General features: G+C 45.8%; 21 protein-coding genes. 1 reads left to right on the plus strand and 20 read right to left on the minus strand.

Translation table 11 applies throughout. The features are described from left to right. Nucleotides 1-9: 9 nt before the first annotated feature. The 5 genes from recG to LJE72_RS00245 all read right to left on the minus strand — a co-directional run bounded on the left by recG (nucleotide 10) and on the right by LJE72_RS00245 (nucleotide 6241). Nucleotides 10-2526: an ATP-dependent DNA helicase RecG gene (recG, locus tag LJE72_RS00225; RefSeq protein WP_229245284.1), complete on the minus strand. Its 2517-nt coding sequence runs from the start codon at nucleotides 2524-2526 to the stop codon at nucleotides 10-12. Beyond that, nucleotides 2523-3386 (minus strand): L-serine ammonia-lyase, iron-sulfur-dependent, subunit alpha, encoded by an 864-nt coding sequence (gene sdaAA, locus LJE72_RS00230; RefSeq protein ID WP_229245285.1) that lies wholly within the window; start codon nucleotides 3384-3386, stop codon nucleotides 2523-2525. Before sdaAA ends, recG begins: the two co-directional genes overlap by 4 nt. Nucleotides 3387-3402: 16 nt before the next feature. After that, nucleotides 3403-4071: an L-serine ammonia-lyase, iron-sulfur-dependent subunit beta gene (gene sdaAB, locus LJE72_RS00235; RefSeq protein WP_229245286.1), complete on the minus strand. Its 669-nt coding sequence runs from the start codon at nucleotides 4069-4071 to the stop codon at nucleotides 3403-3405. Between the two features lie 82 nt (nucleotides 4072-4153). Continuing rightward, the gene (locus LJE72_RS00240) at nucleotides 4154-5866 is read right to left on the minus strand and encodes a DAK2 domain-containing protein (RefSeq protein ID WP_229245287.1); all 1713 of its coding nucleotides are present in this window, start codon (nucleotides 5864-5866) and stop codon (nucleotides 4154-4156) included. Nucleotides 5867-5884: 18 nt separating this feature from the next. Beyond that, the gene (locus LJE72_RS00245; protein ID WP_073028263.1) at nucleotides 5885-6241 is read right to left on the minus strand and encodes an Asp23/Gls24 family envelope stress response protein; all 357 of its coding nucleotides are present in this window, start codon (nucleotides 6239-6241) and stop codon (nucleotides 5885-5887) included. A gap of 279 nt (nucleotides 6242-6520) precedes the next feature. On the opposite strand from LJE72_RS00245, the gene rpmB reads away from it, so the two are divergent. Then, nucleotides 6521-6712, plus strand: a complete 192-nt coding sequence (gene rpmB / locus LJE72_RS00250) for a 50S ribosomal protein L28 (RefSeq protein WP_073028264.1) — start codon at nucleotides 6521-6523, stop codon at nucleotides 6710-6712. Nucleotides 6713-6982: 270 nt separating this feature from the next. On the opposite strand, the gene hslO is transcribed toward rpmB, so the two are convergent. The 15 genes from hslO to LJE72_RS00325 all read right to left on the minus strand — a co-directional run bounded on the left by hslO (nucleotide 6983) and on the right by LJE72_RS00325 (nucleotide 20383). Further along, nucleotides 6983-7858, minus strand: coding sequence for an Hsp33 family molecular chaperone HslO (gene hslO / locus LJE72_RS00255; protein ID WP_229245288.1), 876 nt, complete (start codon nucleotides 7856-7858; stop codon nucleotides 6983-6985). A 79-nt stretch (nucleotides 7859-7937) separates the two neighbouring features. Continuing rightward, nucleotides 7938-8090, minus strand: coding sequence for a hypothetical protein (locus LJE72_RS00260; protein ID WP_229245289.1), 153 nt, complete (start codon nucleotides 8088-8090; stop codon nucleotides 7938-7940). 49 nt (nucleotides 8091-8139) lie between these two features. Next, the gene (locus tag LJE72_RS00265) at nucleotides 8140-8343 is read right to left on the minus strand and encodes a hypothetical protein (protein WP_229245290.1); all 204 of its coding nucleotides are present in this window, start codon (nucleotides 8341-8343) and stop codon (nucleotides 8140-8142) included. A 106-nt stretch (nucleotides 8344-8449) separates the two neighbouring features. After that, the gene (locus LJE72_RS00270; RefSeq protein WP_229245899.1) at nucleotides 8450-9100 is read right to left on the minus strand and encodes a thiamine diphosphokinase; all 651 of its coding nucleotides are present in this window, start codon (nucleotides 9098-9100) and stop codon (nucleotides 8450-8452) included. A gap of 14 nt (nucleotides 9101-9114) precedes the next feature. Next, complete coding sequence (gene rpe / locus LJE72_RS00275) at nucleotides 9115-9774, minus strand: ribulose-phosphate 3-epimerase (protein ID WP_229245291.1); 660 nt, start codon at nucleotides 9772-9774, stop codon at nucleotides 9115-9117. A 1-nt stretch (nucleotide 9775) separates the two neighbouring features. Further along, nucleotides 9776-10675 (minus strand): ribosome small subunit-dependent GTPase A, encoded by a 900-nt coding sequence (rsgA, locus tag LJE72_RS00280; RefSeq protein WP_229245292.1) that lies wholly within the window; start codon nucleotides 10673-10675, stop codon nucleotides 9776-9778. A gap of 43 nt (nucleotides 10676-10718) precedes the next feature. Further along, nucleotides 10719-12470 carry a Stk1 family PASTA domain-containing Ser/Thr kinase gene (gene pknB / locus LJE72_RS00285; protein WP_229245293.1) on the minus strand — a complete coding sequence of 584 codons (1752 nt, stop codon included), beginning with the start codon at nucleotides 12468-12470 and terminating at the stop codon, nucleotides 10719-10721. Then, nucleotides 12467-13906, minus strand: a complete 1440-nt coding sequence (locus tag LJE72_RS00290) for a peptidoglycan D,D-transpeptidase FtsI family protein (RefSeq protein ID WP_229245294.1) — start codon at nucleotides 13904-13906, stop codon at nucleotides 12467-12469. The genes pknB and LJE72_RS00290 overlap by 4 nt, the downstream gene beginning before the upstream one ends. After that, nucleotides 13906-15189 (minus strand): FtsW/RodA/SpoVE family cell cycle protein, encoded by a 1284-nt coding sequence (locus LJE72_RS00295; protein ID WP_229245295.1) that lies wholly within the window; start codon nucleotides 15187-15189, stop codon nucleotides 13906-13908. The genes LJE72_RS00290 and LJE72_RS00295 overlap by 1 nt, the downstream gene beginning before the upstream one ends. A gap of 4 nt (nucleotides 15190-15193) precedes the next feature. Then, nucleotides 15194-15913, minus strand: coding sequence for a Stp1/IreP family PP2C-type Ser/Thr phosphatase (locus LJE72_RS00300; RefSeq protein ID WP_229245296.1), 720 nt, complete (start codon nucleotides 15911-15913; stop codon nucleotides 15194-15196). After that, the gene (locus LJE72_RS00305) at nucleotides 15894-16343 is read right to left on the minus strand and encodes an FHA domain-containing protein (protein WP_229245297.1); all 450 of its coding nucleotides are present in this window, start codon (nucleotides 16341-16343) and stop codon (nucleotides 15894-15896) included. The genes LJE72_RS00300 and LJE72_RS00305 overlap by 20 nt, the downstream gene beginning before the upstream one ends. A gap of 51 nt (nucleotides 16344-16394) precedes the next feature. Continuing rightward, nucleotides 16395-17210 carry an FhaA domain-containing protein gene (locus LJE72_RS00310; RefSeq protein WP_229245299.1) on the minus strand — a complete coding sequence of 272 codons (816 nt, stop codon included), beginning with the start codon at nucleotides 17208-17210 and terminating at the stop codon, nucleotides 16395-16397. Continuing rightward, entirely contained in the window at nucleotides 17207-18280 is a 1074-nt protein-coding gene (rlmN, locus tag LJE72_RS00315) for a 23S rRNA (adenine(2503)-C(2))-methyltransferase RlmN (RefSeq protein WP_229245905.1), read from the minus strand. The genes LJE72_RS00310 and rlmN overlap by 4 nt, the downstream gene beginning before the upstream one ends. Before the next feature lie 59 nt (nucleotides 18281-18339). After that, nucleotides 18340-19704 carry a 16S rRNA (cytosine(967)-C(5))-methyltransferase RsmB gene (rsmB, locus tag LJE72_RS00320; protein ID WP_229245301.1) on the minus strand — a complete coding sequence of 455 codons (1365 nt, stop codon included), beginning with the start codon at nucleotides 19702-19704 and terminating at the stop codon, nucleotides 18340-18342. Beyond that, nucleotides 19697-20383 carry a zinc metallopeptidase gene (locus LJE72_RS00325; protein ID WP_229245302.1) on the minus strand — a complete coding sequence of 229 codons (687 nt, stop codon included), beginning with the start codon at nucleotides 20381-20383 and terminating at the stop codon, nucleotides 19697-19699. Before LJE72_RS00325 ends, rsmB begins: the two co-directional genes overlap by 8 nt. Between the last annotated feature and the right edge of the window lie 101 nt (nucleotides 20384-20484).

Genomic DNA, 20484 nt, shown 5'->3' on the forward strand with positions numbered 1-20484 from the left:
CAAGACCTCCTAATGCACCCCTATATCCTCCGGTGGAAATCTTTTCAGTACTTCTTTGAAAAGCAGTTCAAATCTTTCAGGATCTTGTAAGGCCTTTTGGGCCATCTCATAAGCCTTTTCCACAAGATGTCCGTCTCGCGAAAGATCAGCAAGGCGTAATTCGGCTATGCCATGCTGTCTAGTCCCTAATAACTCCCCTGTCCCACGCAGGCGCATATCTTCTTCCGCTATTTTAAATCCATCTTCGGTTTGGCATAAAATATCTAAACGGCGACTGTCTTTGTTTCCCGCCAACAAAAAGCAATAAGATTGCTCACTCCCCCGTCCAACACGTCCTCTCAGTTGATGTAACTGGGCAAGGCCGAATCGTTCTGCAGATTCTATTACCATAACTGAGGCATTTGGAACATTCACTCCAACTTCCACCACAGTTGTGGCAACCAAAATATCAATATTCCCTGCATTAAAGGTCTTCATAATTTCTTCTTTTTCAGCGCCCCTCATTTTTCCATGCAAAAGGGCGATGCGATGGTCCGGAAATCTCACTTGTAAATCTGTTGTTCTCTGTGTCGCGGAAATGAGATCGAGGGTTTCTGATTCGTCTACCAATGGACAGACTACATAAATTTGCCTTCCTAGATTGATTTGCTCGTCTAGGAATTTCTCCATTTTTGGACGGGAACGTTCTGATAATTTACGGGTAATGATCGACTTTCTGCCCACTGGCATCTCATCAAGAACCGAGAGCTGCAAATCTCCATAAAGCGTTAAGGCCAAGGTTCTTGGTATGGGCGTTGCAGTAAGAACTAAAACGTGAGGATTCTCACCTTTGCTCTGAAGCATTGTACGTTGCCGTACGCCAAAGCGATGTTGTTCATCAGTCACCGCAAGACCCAGGGCCTTAAACACGACCGTATCTTGGATAAGGGCATGAGTTCCTACCACGACTTGAGCCTGACCATTTTCAATCATTGCAAGTGTATTCTCTCTTGACCCTTTATTCTGACTGCCCAGCAAACAAACTACGCTGATCCCCAAAGGAATGAACACTTTCTCAAGCGATTGAAAATGCTGTAATGCTAAAATCTCAGTGGGAGCCATCATAGCCCCTTGATACCCTGAACCTACCGCGCGTATCAGAGCCGCCATGGCAACCGCCGTCTTACCAGACCCCACATCCCCTTGGACCAAGCGAGCCATCCCTTGCGGTTTAGCCAAATCTTGGAATATTTCTCCAATAACACGTTGCTGAGCCGTCGTCAGTTGAAAAGGCAATGCTTGATAAAAACTCTGGATCAACTCTTCTCCTTCTAACAAAGGAGGGCTTCCCAGCTTTACCATGCCTTGGCGAAGTCGAGCCACGGCTAATTGCAAAAAGAGAACTTCTTCCCAGACCAATCTATCCCTCGCTTGGGAGAGACTGGCATAACTCTTCGGAAAATGAATCTCCCGATGGGCTAAGGGGCGCTCCATCCACTGTCTTGAAACTTCTTGAGGCAAGATTTCTGGAAATTCTTCCTCCACCCGCTCTAAAACACCTTGAATCAAGTTGCGTATTACCTTGGAGGATAAGCGTGCCGTTTCTGAATAAACCGGTAAAATCGTTTGGGCATCTAAGTCTGAGACATCTGTACGACTATTTACACCGGCCTTTTCAATATCCGTCACTAAAATTTCAGGTTTTTGTTGCTGCCAGCGAACCTTTCCCGTAATTACAACTTGTGTTCCTACCGGATATTGTTTGAGGATAAATGGTTGGTTAAACCAAGTTGCGTGAATGGAGCTTCCAGCTTGCTCGATACTTAACTTCACAACTTTCATCTTTCCACTCGTCACATGCCCAGCTACTACTTTTCCCTCTACTGTGGCCAACTCACCATCTTTTAGCTCTGCTATCATGCGCTTGCGGCGATCTTCATATCGCCGAGGATAATACTTTAGCAAGTCTATTATATTATGTATCCCAAGTTGTTCAAGTTGCCTGGCTCTTTCAGGACCAACCCCTTTAATGAATTGTAAGGGCCTCGTTCGCAAAGACGTGCTTTTGCTTTTTGACCCTTTTAAGCCCTCAGGAGAAGGTTTAGGACTTTCTCTTTTTCCTTCAACACTCCGTTTTATTTGTAATTCAAATGTTGTGTTTGTCTGTTCAGGGGGTATTTGAAGGTTGCCTTTCGCGTCTGCTTTTCTATCGAATATTTCTTGCTTCTTCGGCATTTGATCTTCTAGCGGTGATTGACTTTGCCCCAAAGCATCCTGAACCCCAATCGTTATTTCTTGCAGGAAGCGTCGAAGTTCGGAAAAAGCCTCTCGGCGACGGAGTGGATTCAGAGTTGGATAGTTCTGAGCCAACTTTCTCAACAAATCCATATCCTTTTGGGGAAACAGCTTTTCAAGTCTGGGGAGAATCCCCTGCAAAAAAGAATTAAATCCACCCAATACCCCGGCATTTGTAAAGCCCTGTCTCTCTTCTGCCAGAAGCGCCCTTTGGAAATTGTTTAGAACTAATTGAACCTCTGTAAGCTTCATAGGAAATCAGCCTGAATCCGGCGGCCTGTTGGGGTAACTGCAAGGCCCCCTTGTGCTGTTTCCTTTAATGCACAGGGCATTTGTTTTCCAATCTGTCCCATTGTATCGATAACCTCATCAATCGGAATCGCACTCTTCACCCCTGAAAGCGCCATTTCAGCTGCTGCTAGCGCTATTGCAGCTCCCGTAGCATTTCGTTTGACACAGGGAACTTCAACAAGTCCACCTACAGGGTCACAGACCAAACCTAGCATTGATTTCATGGCAATCGCCGCAGCATCGGCCGCCTGTCTCGGAGATCCTCCGGCTAATTCCGCTGCCGCCGCAGCAGCCATAGCCGCTGCAGATCCGATTTCGGCCTGACACCCGCCTTCAGCTCCAGAAACACTGGCTCGTTCAGTAAGGATCATTCCCAATCCCGCAGCCGTGAAGAGAGCAAGTATGAGATCACGCTCTGAAACTTTACAGGTCTCCTCAACCGTAAACAAAACCGCCGGAAGCACTCCACAAGAGCCTGCAGTCGGTGCAGCTACAATTTTACCCATACAAGCATTGACCTCAGCCACCGCAAGTGCCTTAGCAATGGCACCACTTATTTGGTCACCGACCAGACTGGTGCCCTTTTTCCTGCGATCTTCGACTTTAGCTGCGTCGCCGCCTACCAACCCAGATAATGAACGTCGTTTCCCGATTAGCCCTGCTTCAACAGAATCCCTCATCACTATTAAATTAGTGCTCATACGTTGGAATAGCCCTTGCTCCGTTTGTTCCAGTTCTTCGATCTGGTCTTGGAGTATAACTTCACTTAGTTTTATTCCTTTAGTTTCAGCCTCAATAACCCAATCTTCATAGGCTCGCATTGGATTTCCTCCTAAATTATAAAGGCTCAACAGCCATTACTTGCTCAATTTTGGGCAATTTTCTCATTAGATCAAGAACGGCATCATTAATCATTTGATCTGTCTCTAGAATCATCAGGGCTTGGGCCCCCCTCTTTTCACGTGAAACCCGCATGCTGGCAATATTAATTTGGGCCGTTGCCAGCAGGAGAGTCACTTGGGCGACCAACCCCGGGAGATCCTGGTGCAAAATTACCAGGGTTGGATAGTCCCCCCGAATTTCCACTTGAAAGTCATTGATCTTATGAATAACTATAGTTCCTCCCCCAACAGACGAACCGACCACTTGAACCCGGCCACCTGATCTTCCAACTAAATCAAACTTCACAGTGTTAGGATGCACCTCTCCGAGATCTGCAATTTCATACTTAACGCTTAGACCTCTTTCCTTGGCAAGCTTAGGGGCCTCTGGTATTCTTTCGTCATCCGGAAGCAAGCCTAAAAGTCCTGCGAGTAACGCTAAATCTGTCCCATGTCCCTTCCCCGTTTTTGCAAACGAACCATGCAGAAAAATCGTCCCTCTAACAGGTTCATCTCCCAAAATTTTTCTAGCCATTCCTCCCAAGCGAGCTGCACCAGCTGTGTGTGAACTGGACGGACCAACCATGATAGGTCCAAGAAGATCAAATACATTACTCTTTCCCACAACTTCCCCTCCAATATTAATGGAAACTTGGCCACACCCGGCCATACAAGAAAAAACCTCCGGAAAAATTCCGGAGGTTAACCTATTCCACACCAAAGATATAATAGTAGAGCGGTTGCCTACCGGGATGAACCTCAACTTCGATGCTTGGATTCTCTTCTCGGAGCCAATCCTGGAGGCGTTGAACCTCTTCAAGTTTTGTATCTTCTCCGTAAAATATTGTAACCAAGTCATGGATTTTCCATTCCATTTTATCCAATGTCGATTGTGCCACTTCATATAACGATTTTCCCGTAGAAACTATTACATCTTCAATCAATCCTAATATATCACCGTCTGAAATAGTTAAATCCCCATATTGAGAGTCCCTGACAGCATAAGTTACTTCCCCAGAGCAAACACTGCTTAGCCCTCGTTCCATATTCTTAATATTTGTCTCAGCTTCTCCATCACTATTAAAACTCAGTAACGCCGAAATCCCTTGGGGTATCGATTTACTTGAAATCACATGCACTTCTCGTTCCTGCACAACATCTTTTACTTGACGAGCGGCCATGATGATATTCCCATTGTTCGGCAAGATAAAAACTTGTCGAGCAGGAACCTTCCTGACGGCCTCAGCAAGATCTTCAGTACTTGGGTTCATTGTCTGCCCACCGAACACCACTTCGTCGGCACCCAGACTTATAAAGACATCCGCAATTCCCTGACCCATTGCAACGGCTACCACGCCAAACTCTTTGAGCGGTTGGCCTTGATGTTCAATTTTCATGTCAGTCTGCAAATACTCTGTTGTCTCATTTTCTTTCATGGCATGGGCCATGTTCTCATTTTGCTCTAACATATTATGGATTTGAACTTGGTGAAGTGAACCCCATTGTATGGCATAATCCAAGATTTTACCTGGATTTTTGACATGCACATGAATTTTTACCACTTCGGACGTCCCTACAACAAGCAGGCAGTCCCCTCGGTCTAATAAATCTTGTTTTATCTGTTCAACACGCAAATCAGTTCCCTTTACCAAGAATTCTGTGCAATAAGGGTAGTCCAGGTTTTCGATTTGCATAAATTCTTGTCTTGTTGCAGTAGATCCTTCTACATTTGGTTTTAACGAACTATCCCTTTCGCTCAGGGTATCTGAAATATACGTTTCTCCTGTTAATACTGCAATCCACCCACCTAAGATTACGAGGAACCCTTGCCCGCCAGCATCAACTACCCCAGCTTGTTTAAGCACGGGCAACATTTCAGGTGTTTTGGCTAGGCTTTTTAATCCCTTTTGCTCTGCTTCTTGAAGAGTCTCCAGCAGAGATCCACCACTCTTGGCCATAGCTAAGGCTGCTCGCGCCGTCTCCTTCGAAACCGTAAGGATCGTGCCCTCAACAGGTTTCATGACAGCTTTATAGGCCGTATCTACCCCTGCTTGCAACGCTTGGGCGACTTGAAGAGCATTGGCCGTATTCAACCCCTCCAAACCCTTGGCAATACCTCGCAGGAGCTGAGAAAGGATAACCCCTGAATTTCCGCGAGCACCCATTAAAGACCCCATCGAAGCGGCTGCGGCAACTTCTCCGATAGATTTGCCAGTTATCTTTTCCGCGTCCCTCGCGGCAGACTGAATCGTTAAGTACATATTCGTTCCAGTATCCCCATCTGGTACAGGAAAGACATTCAGAGCATCAACCTCATGCTTTTTTAATTCTAGGGCCTTCGCCCCCGATGCCATCATCTGTCTCCATAGTTGTCCGTCCAGAACACTTGTTACCTTTGCAGCTGCTGGTCTCAAAACCATATCCCCCTAATCTTTTACCTACTCTAAAACGCGAACACCTTTTACGTTCACATTCACTTGGGATACGTTTAATCCCGTAAGCTTCTCAGTAGTATAACGAACGCGCTCCATAACACTAGCGGCAACTTCAGAAATCTTAACGCCGTATCCAACGATGATATAAAGATCAATAACAACTTCATTGTTATTAATAGTAACCACCACACCACGGGCCAAATTCTCCCGTCGCAACAAATCGGCTACTCCGTCCGTAATTTTACGTGAAGCCATACCGACTAAGCCGTAACACTCAACCGCCGTAGCACCTGCAATCGTGGAAATGACTTCTTCAGATATTTCAATTTTACCTAAATGATTAATGATTTCTTTTCCCATATAAGGACCCTCCCCTTCCGGTATCGTCCACGTTGAACTTATTCTACCAAGGAAATGAAAAATGTTCAAAGAAAAAGCGAAAAAAATTCAATAGAACTCTTAGTATTTCCTCAAGTTATGAAATAAATTCCAAATTCCAGGCGAATTGGCCCTAACTCAATCCCCATAAAGATGAACTCCAATGATATTTAAGAAAAATTCGCTAAGGAACCTTGCCAACCAGCAAGAGTTTTGATAAAATGAATAAGTGTCATTTCGGCTGCAAAGGAGGTTTAGCGCATGGCTAATGTTTGTGCTGTATGCGCCAAAGGAGTAGTCACTGGATTTCAAGTCAGCCACTCTCATATAAGAACAAAGAGAACTTGGAAACCAAACTTGCAAAACGTTCGTGCAATAGTGAACGGCACTCCTGCCCGGATCAAAGTTTGCACCAGATGCTTACGTTCCGGTAAAGTACAACGCGCTGTCTAATGAATCAAAAGCCCGACGTTTGTTCGGGCTTTTTTCATACTCAAAATCCACCTCTTTTTCCCGGTTTTCCCGGCCCAGAGGGTGCGTTTTTGCGGAGTAAGCCCTTTAGGCAGAGTCGCGTCACTCGCGCTTAGATTTCGAAGTGCCAGCGTGGCATAGGTTCACATGCAGAACCACCCAGAGGTTTGCCAACGCTCGTTTCGAAATCAAGCGCGATAGCGATGACACCTAGGGTGAGCGAAGCAACATCAACCCTCGCGCTCAACAACATCACGCCCTCTCCCAAATTTCCCGTAACTCTTCAATATTAAACTGAAAATGTTCATTGCAAAAGTGGCACACCATCTCGGCTTTTTCATCCGCGATCAGGTCTGCTATTTCTTTTTTGCCCAAGGACACCAAGGTGCCACTCAAACGTTCTTTTGAACACGTACATGTAAATCCAACCGAACGTCGCTCTAGGACATGATAAGAGAGTTTCCCCATCAGATGACCCAATAACTCATCCATGTTTTCACTTTGGGCTACCATCTCACTAATACCTGCTCCTAACAACCCAAGCTGACTTTCAATCGCTTGGATATCTTCTTCGGTTGCCCCTGGCAACGGCTGAATTAGAAATCCTCCTGCTCCAGCAACATGATAATCTTTTTCAACCAAAACCCCGAGCAACATGGCTGAAGGAATTTGTTCAGAAGATAACAAGTAATGCACTAAATCCTCGGCAATCTCCCCGCTAACCATAGGAACCGTTCCTGTATAGACCTCACCGTTTTGCAAACTTCTACTAACTGTTAACTCACCGCAACCAACCGCTGCGCCAACGTCAAGCTTACCAGAAGCCTTAAGCGGCAGGTCCACCAAAGGTTCCCGAACATAACCCCTTACCTCACCCTGCGCATTTCCAACAGCCACAACCCCCTCCAGAGGTCCGTCACCTAATAACCGCAGAGTAACACTCTCTTCGCCTTTGAGGGAACTGGCCAAAATAAGAGCTCCAGTCATCAACCGCCCTAACGCTGCCGTTGCCACCGGAGACATACCATGACGTCTACGCGCTTCCTCCACCGTATTCGTTGACTTCACCAAAACCCACCGAGCATTCCCCTCAAGCATAGTACCAATCCAAAGTTCATCATGTTGCATAATCGTCTTCCTTATCTATAATCTTATTTTTCTAACACTGAAATATGATGTAACGGAACACCCAGAACAACATACACACCTAGTCTATCCCTAGCAAGCGCTCATTACACTCCCATTCAAGCCCAAACGCCGCAAGATCAAAGCGATTCAACCATCCCACCCCATTCACCCATTCATCCTCACCCGACCCTTCCAGCGCCCCTAGACCCTCCTCTAAAGGGCGTGATGCCACGGGGTGAACCCTTTAAGCAGAGTCGCTTCAATCCCGCCTAGATTTCGAATCACCAGCGTGGCACGGATATCCGTGGATGGACTGATGTCGCGATGCGATGGCGCCTTGTGAGCGGATCAACATCAAACTCTCCCGTTCCCTGCCCCCGTCGACCCCAAGCCCAGAGGGCGTGATGTTGCGGAGCGAACCCATTAGGCAGAGTCGTGTCAACCATGCTTCGATTTCTCGGTGCCAGAACGGCACGGGTTAACATGCAGAACATCCCAGAGGTTTGCCGTTCTCGCCGAGAAATCAAGCATGGTAGCGACGGCGCCTTGGATGAGCGGAGCAACATCACGCCCTCGCGCACCACCTGCTCATCACGCCCTCGCACACCTGGGCATAACCACCATAACCCAGCCCTCATGAACCTCAACCACTGCCTTCTCTCCCAAAAAAACATTACTCACACCCCGCGGACGGTCCTGACGAAGAACATCCTTCTGGAGCGGATAATATAGCCCCTCTGTCGTGACAACCGACTCCTCAGAGATCGAAATCAAAGAGAGTTCCTGCCCGGATACCCCCCTAATCTCTTCCCGCCCCTGCACAATCCACAATTCATGCTCAGGGTCGATTACGCGTATCCGATACCCTTTCTTTGCATAGGCGAGCATAAGCCCCACATTACCGAAGAAATGATCAATTCGTTTTCCAGTCGCCCCATACAGCCAAATATCCTTTTCCCCAAGTAAACGAGCCTTTTCCTCAGCTCGCAAAAGTGCCAATTCAAGATCCGTTTCGTCTTTTTCACAGGGATAAGGTTCAATAACACATCCCATATCTCTAAATCGATCTAAGTTTTCAGGTAAAATCGAATCCAAGTCTCCGATTATCAGATCAGGCATACGCAAAGACAGGGCAGCATAGTTTGCCCCCCCATCCGCACAAATCAAAAAATCGGCCTCTTTAAGAACCTGTTTTCCCCATTCCAAATCCCAACCGCCATTTGCTAAGACAGCAATCTTGATATCAATCACCGACCTTACTTCACGCTCGCAGCTTGACGAATATTTTTAACCGCTTGCTGTGGGTCAGATTGAGCAAATACAGCGGCACCGGCCACTAAAATATGAGCCCCCGCTTTGCCAACTACAGAAGCTGTTTCTAGATTAATTCCGCCATCCACTTCAATCAGACAAGCAGATTTGGTTTGAAGAAGATGATGATGAAGAACTTGGATTTTCGGGATAACGTTGGGGATAAATTTTTGCCCGCCAAACCCAGGATTTACTGTCATCAAAAGAACTATGTCCAAATCTTCCAAAATATACTTTAGTCCATCAAGCGGAGTCGCTGGATTGAGTGCAATTCCAGCCGTCATTCCATGTTCTTTGATCTGTTGAATTACGCGGTGAACATGAGGAGTCGTCTCTAAATGAAAGGTGATATGATCAGCACCCGCCGCAGCAAAATCTGCTATGAACTTCTCCGGCTCATCAACCATCAGGTGCACATCAAAACGCATACGCGAGCGATCTCTTATGGATTTAACCAAGGCCGGCCCAAAGGTAATATTGGGAACAAAGTGTCCATCCATGATATCGATATGTAAAACCTCTGCACCAGCCTCCTCAACTAGTTTCACCTGGTCACCCAGGCGGGAAAAATCTGCTGATAATATAGAAGGGGCCATCTGTATCACATTAATACTTCCTCTCTGCTTCAATTACTTCTTTTAAAAATATAAGGTAGTGCTCGTAACGTTCTGGAGAAATCCCCCCTGTTTCCAGAGCTGCTTTAATCGCACAATTAGGTTCTTTATCGTGCAGGCAACTGTTAAAACGGCATAGACGCCGACGAATAGCAAACTCAGGGAAACAATCCGTTAATTCTGCGCGCTTCATTTCCGGTAAGAAGAGGGATGAAAAGCCCGGTGTGTCCGCTACCAGCCCCCCGGCACACACCATTAATTCTACATGGCGTGTGGTATGGCGGCCACGCTTTGACTTAAGACTTATTTGCCCTGTTTTCAGCTTCTTACCAGGAGATAAGGAATTAAAAAGACTAGACTTCCCAGCTCCGGAAGGTCCTGCAAGCACACTTATCTTATTCGTCAGACGAACAGCGATTTGATCAATCCCCTGACCCGTCTCACTGGAAACCTCAAACACGTCATATCCGATTTTTCGATAGACATCCGTAATAGCGTGCCCCTCTGAGCCGTCGTTTAAAGCGTCTTCTTTATACTTGTCTAATTTGGTGAAAACTAAGATAGGCTCAATGCCTGCATCCGTCACTTGAATTAACAAACGATCCAAGAGATTGAGATCGGGCTTAGGACAAGTCATGGCGAAAACCAGAATTGCTTGATCCACATTAGCAATAGCAGGCCGTGTTAATACATTTCGCCGTGGCTCTACCGATTCAATAGTCGCCTTATTCTCCTCTTCTTCCTCTTCCGGCAGAATGTTCACCCGATCACCCGGTAAGAACTCTTGATCTTTAACGCGAAAGCGACCGCGCAGGGAACATTCCCATACTCGGTCCTCCGCATAGACATAATAAAATCCTCCATATCCTTTGAGTAAGAATCCATTGATCATTTTTATTCCTCACTAATCATCGTTTGGGAATTATTACATGAAATTATTGTTCTTTGAGTCTGCCCCTTTGCACGCCAGCCAAAAACTGAGCTATCATCACATTATTACTGCTGGCCTGTGCCTCTAATCCTTGTGCAAAAGGACCGGGTCCCCGTGAAACAACCATCGTCACCTCTGAGCCCTGCTGAACACTTTCTCCCGGGCTGGGGATTGTGCTTATCACCACATCTTCTGGAGAGGTATAAGAAACCTCGGTCTCAATCTTCAGAACCAGCTTATTTTGATCAACAAGGATCGTCTTCGCCTCAGAAGATAGCTTCCCTATGACACTTGGCATATTGATCGTCGACCATTGTGGTCCAGTACTTACTGTTAAAGTAATATTTCCATCTTTAGGCCAAGGTGATTTTGGCATTGGATCCTGACCAATAACAGCATCTTTAGCTGCATCATCAGGCATAGGCACCAGGGTTATCTCTCCTATAAATCCAGCATTCTTAATTAGATTTATGGCATTTTCCTTCGACATCTGTCCGATTATTACATTTGGGAATTCTACCAACTCGATCCCTTTGCTTACCACAACTTTAACTGTTCGCCCGACTTTCACTGAGTTATCTGCTTTAGGATCCTGTCTGATAATGAGCTCTTTGTCAACTTCATCATTAAACTCTTGAGTTACCTCCGGATCAAGACTTAGTTCGGCAGCCATTAAAAAACCCTCTGCTACAGGCACCGTTTTACCCGTTAAATCCGGGACCTTTGTTGATCCTACCGACATATAGTTCCAAATTCCTCCGACCAGTAAGGCAAGGAGAAGTACAAGCCCTCCAATAATCAAGATCCAGCGTCTCTTATTTACAGACTTAATCGGGACAGCGTCTATGACTTCAATCGGGTTCAGAGTCTTAACCATTCCTTTGTGAGTCTGAGTTGCCTCCGGATCACTTGCTTGGGAGAGGCCAAACCACGCAATTGGTTCACCAGCTTGAATGTGGTTCAAATCCTCAAGCAACTCTTTAGCGGACACATATCTTTGTTCGGGCGACTTTGCGATGGCTCGCATAATGACCCCTTCTAATTCTTTGGCAATCCGAGGGTTAAGTTTACTCGGCGGAACAGGATCTTGCTGTAAATGTTTTAGGGCAATAGCAATTGGAGTTTCACCATCATAGGGAACTTTACCCGTGAGTAATTCATACAGAACGATCCCCAATGAATAGATGTCTGATTGCTCATTACTTTGTATCCCCTTGGCTTGCTCGGGCGACAAATAATGAACTGAACCGACAATGTCTCCAGTATGAGTCACGGTCGCTGAAGATACAGCCCGCGCAATTCCGAAATCTGTAACCTTTGCGTGCCCGTCTGCAGTAACTAATATGTTGTGAGGTTTAATATCCCTATGAATAATATGGTTCTCGTGGGCGTTTCGGATAGCTCCTGTAATTTGTCGGGCCAGATTAATGGACTGTTCTGTGGAAAGTGGGGCGTACTCACGAACAATTTCCTTGAGATTGCGACCTTCCACATATTCCATAACGATGTATTCTGTATCTCCATCTTTACCTACATCATAAATTGATACGATATTGGGGTGAGACAAGCTAGCTGCGGACTGAGCTTCCCTCCGAAAACGACGAATAAAGTCTTCATCTGTGACAAACTGCTCCCGGAGCACCTTTATGGTCACGACACGGTTAAGTAAAAGATCCTTAGCCTTGTATACAATCGCCATACCTCCAGCACCAATTCTGTCCAGAACCTCATATCGTCCCCCGAAGATTTTACTCACTTTTTGTCACCTACTTTCTGGTTCAGTGCTTCTTGAATAATCTGTCTAGCAATCGGGGCAGCATTCCCGCCTCCGGTTCCACCATTTTCTACGATTACGGCAACTGCAATCTGCGGTTCTTCTGCGGGTGCAAAGGCAATATACCAAGCATGCGTCAGAACATTTCCTCCAGGCTCTGCAGAACCCGTTTTACCCGCGACCTGAACATCGGGCAAAGCCCCTGGCGCAGCCGTCCCTTCCATTACTGCGGTGACCATGGCACTGGTAATCTTATCTGCTTCCTCTTTGGAAAGTGCGGTTAGCCAAGGCTGAGGCTTCTGTTGATACAGGATATCTTGAGAAGGGTCAAGAACTCTTTCTACCAAATGAGGAGTCATAATAACTCCATGGTTAGCAATTCCGGCTGTCATTAATGCCATATGAAAAGGGGATACCAAGACCTCCCCTTGTCCAAATGTACTGGCAGCCAGCAGGTTTGTATTCAACGACGAAGGATTTTTAGCCTCCTGCGTAATTGAACTCCTCGGCACACTCAGTTCAAACGGGATTTTTTGCCCAAATCCAAAGCCTTTAACAACCGAAAGAAAAGTTTGATCCCCCGCCTGAACCCCAAACGTCGCAAAATACGTATTGCAAGATTCGGCCAAAGCCATATTATAATTAACCCAGCCATGCGCTTTATCGTTTTGTTCTCGAATGACTTGTCCGTTAATAATAGTTGATCCCTGGCACTGATACAAATCCGTCGTATTTATTCCACTTCGAAATAAGGCTGCCGAGGTGACTACCTTCATAGTTGAGCCTGGCGGAAATAGGGAAAAATAACGGTGCTCCAGCGGCCTTTGCTTCTCACCCAAAGGCCTTTCTTCTTCCTGACTAATGATTTCATTCCAATGTTGATCAAGGTTTGTGGGATTAAAACTGGGTTGGCTAACCATGGCCAGCACTTCCCCTGTTTGAGGATCCAGAGCCACTGCTGCCCCCATTTTCCCTTTAAGTGCATCATAAGCTATACTCTGTAAACGTGAATCCAAGGTAAGCACCACATCGTCTCCTTGACGCGGCAGCGCAAAGAGTTGCTGAACTGCTTGGGTAGGCGTAGCATTCTTGATTCCTAACAACCAATCTGCCAAATTTGCTTCTAGACCGGAAGCCCCCAGTTTCACAGAAGAATAACCCAAGGCGGGTTCAAACATTTCCCCTTTGGGATAAACTCGAACCTTTTTCCCATTGAGAATTTGAGTTTGAGCTATTATTTCGCCGTTACGATCAAAAATTCCTCCCCGAGTCACGCGGCTTTCCATCAGAATCAACCTGCGATTCGAGGGATTTTGGAGCAACGTATCCGCACGAACAACCTGCCAATAGACCAAACCAAGACTAAGAATAAAAAAACTAAAGGCCATACCTAATGCTACTTGACGTATCCCTCGCATTATGTTGCATACTCCCTTCCCCGATTCTTGGTGGTGTGGGAACTTACCGCGGTGGCGTTAGAAATATTCAATAAAACCCCCAGTAAGATAAAATGAACAATAAGGGAACTGCCGCCATAACTCACCCAAGGAAGAGGAATTCCTGTCAAGGGCAACAGCTTTGTGACCCCAGCAAGAATAATCAAAGTTTCGGTACCAAGGAGAATTCCAATCCCAGCGGCCAAGATTTGCCCAAAGCGATCCTTAGCCCTGATACTTATCGCAAAAGCTCTCATAACAACAATCAAGAAGAGTACCAATACCGCCATAGAGCCGGCAAATCCCAGTTCTTCAGCAATAACAGAAAAGATAAAATCACTTATGGCCACTGGCACGGTCGATGCCCCAATGCCATTGCCTAACCCCGTGCCCAGAATTTTCCCGCCCCCAATTGCAAAAAGCGATTGGGCAATTTGATATCCCATCCCGGTAGGGTCCTGCCACGGATTCAACCACACAGATACTCTAACTCGAACATGTCTAAAGAGCATGTATCCAACAGTTCCGGTTAACAAAAAAACCGGCATTGATATCCCTAAATATAAAGTTCGCTCTGTAACAACATAAAGCATAAGTACAAAAAGCATATAAAACACTAAGGCCGTTCCTAGGCTTTTTTGTGCGGCTAAAATGCCAAGTACAAAAGCCACCATAATCATAAACGGTCTCAACGTCCGCCAATCGGGTAAAGAGAATCTGCCCCATTGTACCGTCCCAACTCGCAACAACTCTTCATTTTCTTCCAAATAGGTTGCCATGAATAAGAGCAAAGCCAACTTGACAAACTCCTCAGGTTGGAGTCCGATTCCCCCGATCCTAAATGAGCTTGTTGCTCCACCTTCCTCAGAACCAAAGAAAAGAGTAACCAGCAACAACCCTACCGCTAGAAGTCCCCATATGTATCGAAACCTGCCAAAATAACGATAATCTCTGATCGACAACAAAACCGCATAGAACAACAACTGCCCAATATTCGCCCACCAAAACTGGTGCAAGGCCACATCGGGATTGATTCTCACCACAAATACAAGTCCTAACGCCATAATGGCCTGGACTACAGGCAGAATATAGGGGTCTCCTTGATAATTGAAGAGATGTTCCATTAAGCTTCCCAGAAGGACAATGACCGTAAAAATTAATGCTTGCCAAAGAAGTCTGCTCATTTCCGCGTCCAATTTCAGCAGGCCAAGTCCTATCCACATCATCCCTAAAATTAAAATACGCAAGGTTAAACGCTGAATCATAGGCTTACTCCCAAATACAGCACAAGGCTGTAAAATTATCCGGGGCTCCCCGTTCCAGGGTAAGCTGTCTTAATTTCTCCAACCGTTCTTCCCAAGGGCTTGGTTCGAGGAATTCTTCTGTAAGTTCCTGATCGCTAATCATATTGGAGAAACCATCGGTACATAGGAGGAAAACATCCTCAGCTTGCAAAACAATGCTCCTGCAATCCACTTCAATTGCAGGGTCTGCTCCAATTGCGCGCATCAAAACATTCCGTTGAGGGTGTCTTTTCGCATCGTCCAACGAGATCTGTCCCAATCTCACAAGTTCACCCACTAGAGAATGGTCCATAGTCAAAGGTGTTAACGTCTCATTGCGCCAAAGATAAGCTCGACTGTCTCCAACATGAGCGATAACGACTTTATCATTGCGTATCAGCAGCACCGTTAATGTCGTCCCCATACCCGCATTTTCCGGGTCTGTTGTTGAGGATTCATGCACAACTTTATTGGCTTGAACAAAAGCTTCTGATAACCCGTTTTCCAAGGCTTGGTCTTCAAGCCCGGCAAGACGGGGAATCCACATCTTTAATTCGTGCAAAGCCACAGAAGACGCTACTTCCCCAGCTCGGTGTCCGCCCATTCCATCGGCCACGGCATAAAGCTCTTCATCCGATAACACTAAAAAAGAATCCTCATTGTTTTTACGAATACACCCTTTTTCACTAAAGCTTAGAACTCTCATTTTGCCACCTCGAGTATTGGAAGGTAATGCTTCCAATTTTCACATAATCTCCAGCTACCATTTGAACTGGAGAATGGATTTGCTCTCCATTAACCCATGTTCCATTAGTACTTCCTAAGTCTTCCAAAACAGTTTGTCCTCTTTGCAACCGAAAAACAGCATGATCAATGGATGCAAAATGATCGGGCAAAACAATATCATTGTGCTTGCCCCGCCCCAAACGCAGCCCTTTCCCATCCACTTTAAAAACACGTCCTCTGGAGAGCGTTTCTCCTCCGGTGAGAACCTCTAAACGTCCGTATTCATTCATCGAACGTTGAAAAACTCCCTTCAGTTGGAGATCGGCTAAAAGGGCTGTAAAAATACGGAATATAAAAAGATAGATAAGGGCGACAAAAGCAAGTCGTCCTATGACTAACACAAATTGCATACAATCCTCCCAATCGAATAGAGGTTGAACCCTACAAATTCTCCAATATCATTACGGCAGAGGGGATCTTTGTATGACCAGTACACTTTGTCCAATAAATATTCGATCTCCTGGGGCAGTTGTATGATGAGTAATTCTTTGTCCGTTAACATAGGTTCCATTTGTGCTTCCTAAATCATCAAGCCACCAACCGTTCTCTCCCCCCGGAGCAATTTTCAGATGTCTTCGGGAAACTTCAGGGTCAAGCAGTACTAAGTTGCACTGTCCATGACGCCCAATGATAACTTCTTCATCCCGCAGAGAAAACGTCCGGCCAATATCCGGTCCTTCTATGATTTCGAGAAAGTAATCCGAATTCCTTCCTGTCACACTCTCAACTTGTAAGTTTGTCTTGACACCTTCTCTGAAGATAGTTGTACTTTCCCGCCAATTCGATTGATTAGGTCGAACTTCGTTGGCAAGCTCAATATCATTTTCTTCATCTCCCCAGTCTATGACAATAGAATCGTCAAAATCCACTTCGATAATCATTTGCCGAGGATTAACAGTCTCATCTGAATGCAATTCTATCGCTGGTTTGGTCAAAAATGTATACCCATTCCGCTCGGCTTCTGCGAATAGATATTTAGATAACTCAATGAGAAACGCATCTCCAAAACTCGCTATTGGCCCCCAATCACCGGAATGGAGATAAACCCGATAAATATTGGGCACGTATACTTGAGAGATGCTAACCTGCTTATTTCTAAGCATAGACTTCACAAGTTCTTTGGCTATTTCCACCGGTTGAAGGCGGGACGCACTTTTCTTAAAAGCTTCTGTAAAAAGAAATTCGGCCATCCCTTCGAATCGGGCCAATAGGCTCATTTTAACTCACCCTCCCACTGTCGGCGAAGTTGCCCGCAAGCTGCATCAATATCTGTTCCCCGTTCTTCACGTGAAGAAACAGGAATTCCGGCATCTTCCAAGACCTTGGCAAACTTCTTTATTTTCTCCTGATCGGGACGCTCCATCCCTGTTCCAGTCACCGGATTGACTGGAATCAGATTGACATGTCCCAGTTGTCCCTTTAACAATCGGGCAAGGGCTTCAGCCTCTTCCCGCTTCGCATTCTCAGCGGTCAAGGCAACCTCAAAGGTGATCCGCCGATGCGTAATCTGAGTATACTCCTGGCACGCTCTCATTAGCTGGTTAAGAGGATATCGGCGATTCATTGGGATCAAATCGTTTCTTATCTCATCCCTTGCTGCATGAAGGGATACCGCTAGGCCCACTTGGGGATTGTCTTCAGCCAACTGGATAATTTTAGGCACGACTCCAGACGTTGAAATGGTCATCCTCCTCATACCAATATTTAATCCTTGAGCGTCATTTAAAAGTTGGATCGACTTAAGAACCGAATCGTAATTAAGTAAAGGCTCCCCCATACCCATAAAAACTATGTTGGTCACTTGAAAATCCGGATCTTCCTGCCGGACATAATAAGTAATATCTAATACCTGGCCTACAATTTCAGCAACGCTTAAGTTTCTCCGAAATCCTTCTAACCCTGTGGCACAAAACGCGCACCCCACTGGACATCCTACTTGAGTAGAGACACAAACAGTATGTCTGTCGCGCGATTTCGCCCGCGCATAATCCATCAGAACACACTCGATAGTCTCTCCATCTTCAAGACAAAACAAGTACTTCCGAGTGCCATCGTTTGAGCGTTGCTCCCGCACCTTTTTTAAGGCATAGAGATGCAGGCGGGCGCTTAAGGTTTGTCGGTCACTTTTACCGATGTTTGTCATATCATCCCAGGATCGCACTGCTTTCTGTTGCACCCATTGGAACAATTGGATCGCCCGAAATCGTTTTAAACCTATCATCTGACAGATCTCGATCAGCTCGTCTTCAGAACAACCGCGCAACGCAACTTTTTCCATAATAGTTATTATTCACCCAATTCATTCCAGTTAAACTTCCCTGTAAAGAAAACTTGGCTAAAGATAAGCTATACTCTCTGCGCAGAACGCCGAAATTTTGCTAAAAAGAATCCGTCCATCCCATGCCGATGGGGCAAAATTTGCAACATCCCTTTGCCGGCTTGTTTAATATCTCGCGAATCCTCAAGCGTGTAGGGTAAAGTATCCACTAGGTCAACCGGTTCAAACTCGGGATGTACCGAACGAAACTTCTTGACCAGTTCGAAGTTCTCTTCTGGTTCCGTCGTACAGGTCGAGTAGACCAGAATCCCTCCTTCTTTAACACAAGATGCAGCCCTCTCTAAGATAGCGAATTGTAAGGAAGGCAATTCCATAAGCCCTTGTTCCCCTTTCTGCCAACGCAGATCAGCCCTGCGCCGAAGAACTCCCAGACCAGAGCAGGGAACGTCAACTAAGACTCGATCTTGCGACCCCAGCCTTATTCCTGGCAAATCTTGGGCATCTCCCAGTTGAGGATGAATAATCGTAATACCCAGTTTTCGGGCCAACTGCTCAATGAGTTCAAGTTTATGATCATGAATATCAAAGGCTAGGATTTCACCTTCATTTTGCATCAACTGAGCTAGATGCGTGGATTTCCCGCCCGGAGCACTGCAAGCGTCTAATACAAATTGTCCTGGTTTTGGATCTAGCACATGCGCTACGAGTTGTGAACTTTCATCTTGAACCGTAAAAAGCCCCTCTTGAAAGCTTCCAAGTTGACCTAAGGCACCAAAATCTTGGATCTTCAAACTTTCAGGCACCCGTTGTCCTAATTCTACCGTGATTCCTTCTTCGGAAAATCGTTTGCTTAGACCTTCTCTTGAGATCTTTAACGTGTTTGTTCGAATCCATGTTTGGGCCGGCTCATTATTAGCTTTGCACAAGGCTTCCGTTTCCTCAATACCCCAGCGTTTTAGCCAACGTTGAATCATCCATTCGGGGTGTGAATAACGTACAGAGAGATAGCGAACCGGTTCGCGTTTTGAATCGGGCCAGGGAATATCCCATCCCTTTTCCATAACCTTTCGCAAGACGACATTCACCAACCCCGTAAATTTGGGAAATTCTTTAGCTAATTCTACACTTTCATTGATCGCTGCTGCGGGAGGCACTTTATCAACATAAAGCACTTGAAAAGCGCCAATCCGCAAAATTGCCCGAACCTCATGAGGAAGTGAGGACATGGGTTTGCTCAAATGCCTTCTCAACGCATAATCTAAGGTCAAACGATTTTTAAGTGTACCGTTTACCAACAGGGTTACAAATTGGCGATCTCTGGAATCCGTCAACCTGGGAATATTTTTCTGTAAGAGAAGATTAGCATAGGCACCCTCTACTTCGACACGTGTCAGCATCTGAACTGCCATTCCTCGGGCTGTCTCTTTAATCATCGCTTCTACCTCGAGCTATCAGCATAAAACGTACTAATTGTAAGATTGCAGCCAAAGCAGCAGCCACATAGGTTAAAGCCGCTGCATTTAATACAGAACGCGCACCGCGAACCTCATCACTCCCTATCATGCGGCCCTCCTCAAGCAGAGCTAAAGCTCTGCTGCTGGCATTATATTCTACAGGAAGAGTAATTATCTGAAAGAGTACCGCAAAGGCAAAGGCAAAAATACCCAGTTCAAGAAGCCAATCATAGGTCGGCATAAAAAGACCCACCATAATTAAAATCGGACCCGCCCCGCTTCCTATATTGGCGACAGGTACAAAGGACGATCTGAGTTGCATTGGAAAATAACCGGACGCATGCTGCAACGCATGTCCCGTTTCATGAGCCGCTACTGCTATCGATGACAGTGAACTGCCCTGATAGACATCTTCACTAAGCCTAATTATCCTGGTTCGCGGATCATAATGATCGGAAAGCCGTCCTCCGATCGGTTCTACACGCACATCGTAAAGACCATTACCATTTAAGATGCCTCGTGCCACTTGGGCTCCAGTAAGCCCCGACTGTGCACGGACTTTAGAGTAACGTTTATATGATGAGGAAATTTTAAATTGTGCATATAAGGAGAGTAATATCGCAGGAATTAAAAGAACCATAGTGGAATCAAAATACATAAGCTAACCTCCTTTTCACAATTTGACTTAGCTCTTTATTCGGTTTTTTAAAAAAATCCGTTTTAATAACGTGGGCTAGGTTCACATAAGCTTTAGGAGTA

Origin of the sequence: Desulfosporosinus shakirovi, assembly GCF_020595055.1 — a bacterium.
Taxonomy (GTDB): domain Bacteria; phylum Bacillota; class Desulfitobacteriia; order Desulfitobacteriales; family Desulfitobacteriaceae; genus Desulfosporosinus; species Desulfosporosinus shakirovi.

What these genes read in the sequence shown, in the direction of transcription:
- LJE72_RS00240 (WP_229245287.1), bottom strand. Translation starts at nt 5,866, where the DNA reads ATGGTTTTGAGACCAGCAGCTGCAAAGGTAACAAGTGTTCTGGACGGA.
- LJE72_RS00300 (WP_229245296.1), bottom strand. Translation starts at nt 15,913, where the DNA reads ATGAGAGTTCTAAGCTTTAGTGAAAAAGGGTGTATTCGTAAAAACAAT.
- rsmB (WP_229245301.1), bottom strand. Translation starts at nt 19,704, where the DNA reads ATGATTAAAGAGACAGCCCGAGGAATGGCAGTTCAGATGCTGACACGT.
- hslO (WP_229245288.1), bottom strand. Translation starts at nt 7,858, where the DNA reads ATGCAACATGATGAACTTTGGATTGGTACTATGCTTGAGGGGAATGCT.
- LJE72_RS00325 (WP_229245302.1), bottom strand. Translation starts at nt 20,383, where the DNA reads ATGTATTTTGATTCCACTATGGTTCTTTTAATTCCTGCGATATTACTC.
- recG (WP_229245284.1), bottom strand. Translation starts at nt 2,526, where the DNA reads ATGAAGCTTACAGAGGTTCAATTAGTTCTAAACAATTTCCAAAGGGCG.
- sdaAA (WP_229245285.1), bottom strand. Translation starts at nt 3,386, where the DNA reads ATGCGAGCCTATGAAGATTGGGTTATTGAGGCTGAAACTAAAGGAATA.
- rpmB (WP_073028264.1), top strand. Translation starts at nt 6,521, where the DNA reads ATGGCTAATGTTTGTGCTGTATGCGCCAAAGGAGTAGTCACTGGATTT.
- LJE72_RS00295 (WP_229245295.1), bottom strand. Translation starts at nt 15,189, where the DNA reads ATGATTCAGCGTTTAACCTTGCGTATTTTAATTTTAGGGATGATGTGG.
- LJE72_RS00290 (WP_229245294.1), bottom strand. Translation starts at nt 13,906, where the DNA reads ATGCGAGGGATACGTCAAGTAGCATTAGGTATGGCCTTTAGTTTTTTT.
- LJE72_RS00245 (WP_073028263.1), bottom strand. Translation starts at nt 6,241, where the DNA reads ATGGGAAAAGAAATCATTAATCATTTAGGTAAAATTGAAATATCTGAA.
- LJE72_RS00310 (WP_229245299.1), bottom strand. Translation starts at nt 17,210, where the DNA reads ATGAGCCTATTGGCCCGATTCGAAGGGATGGCCGAATTTCTTTTTACA.
- rsgA (WP_229245292.1), bottom strand. Translation starts at nt 10,675, where the DNA reads ATGATCAATGGATTCTTACTCAAAGGATATGGAGGATTTTATTATGTC.
- LJE72_RS00305 (WP_229245297.1), bottom strand. Translation starts at nt 16,343, where the DNA reads ATGCAATTTGTGTTAGTCATAGGACGACTTGCTTTTGTCGCCCTTATC.
- LJE72_RS00265 (WP_229245290.1), bottom strand. Translation starts at nt 8,343, where the DNA reads ATGTTAACCCGTGCCGTTCTGGCACCGAGAAATCGAAGCATGGTTGAC.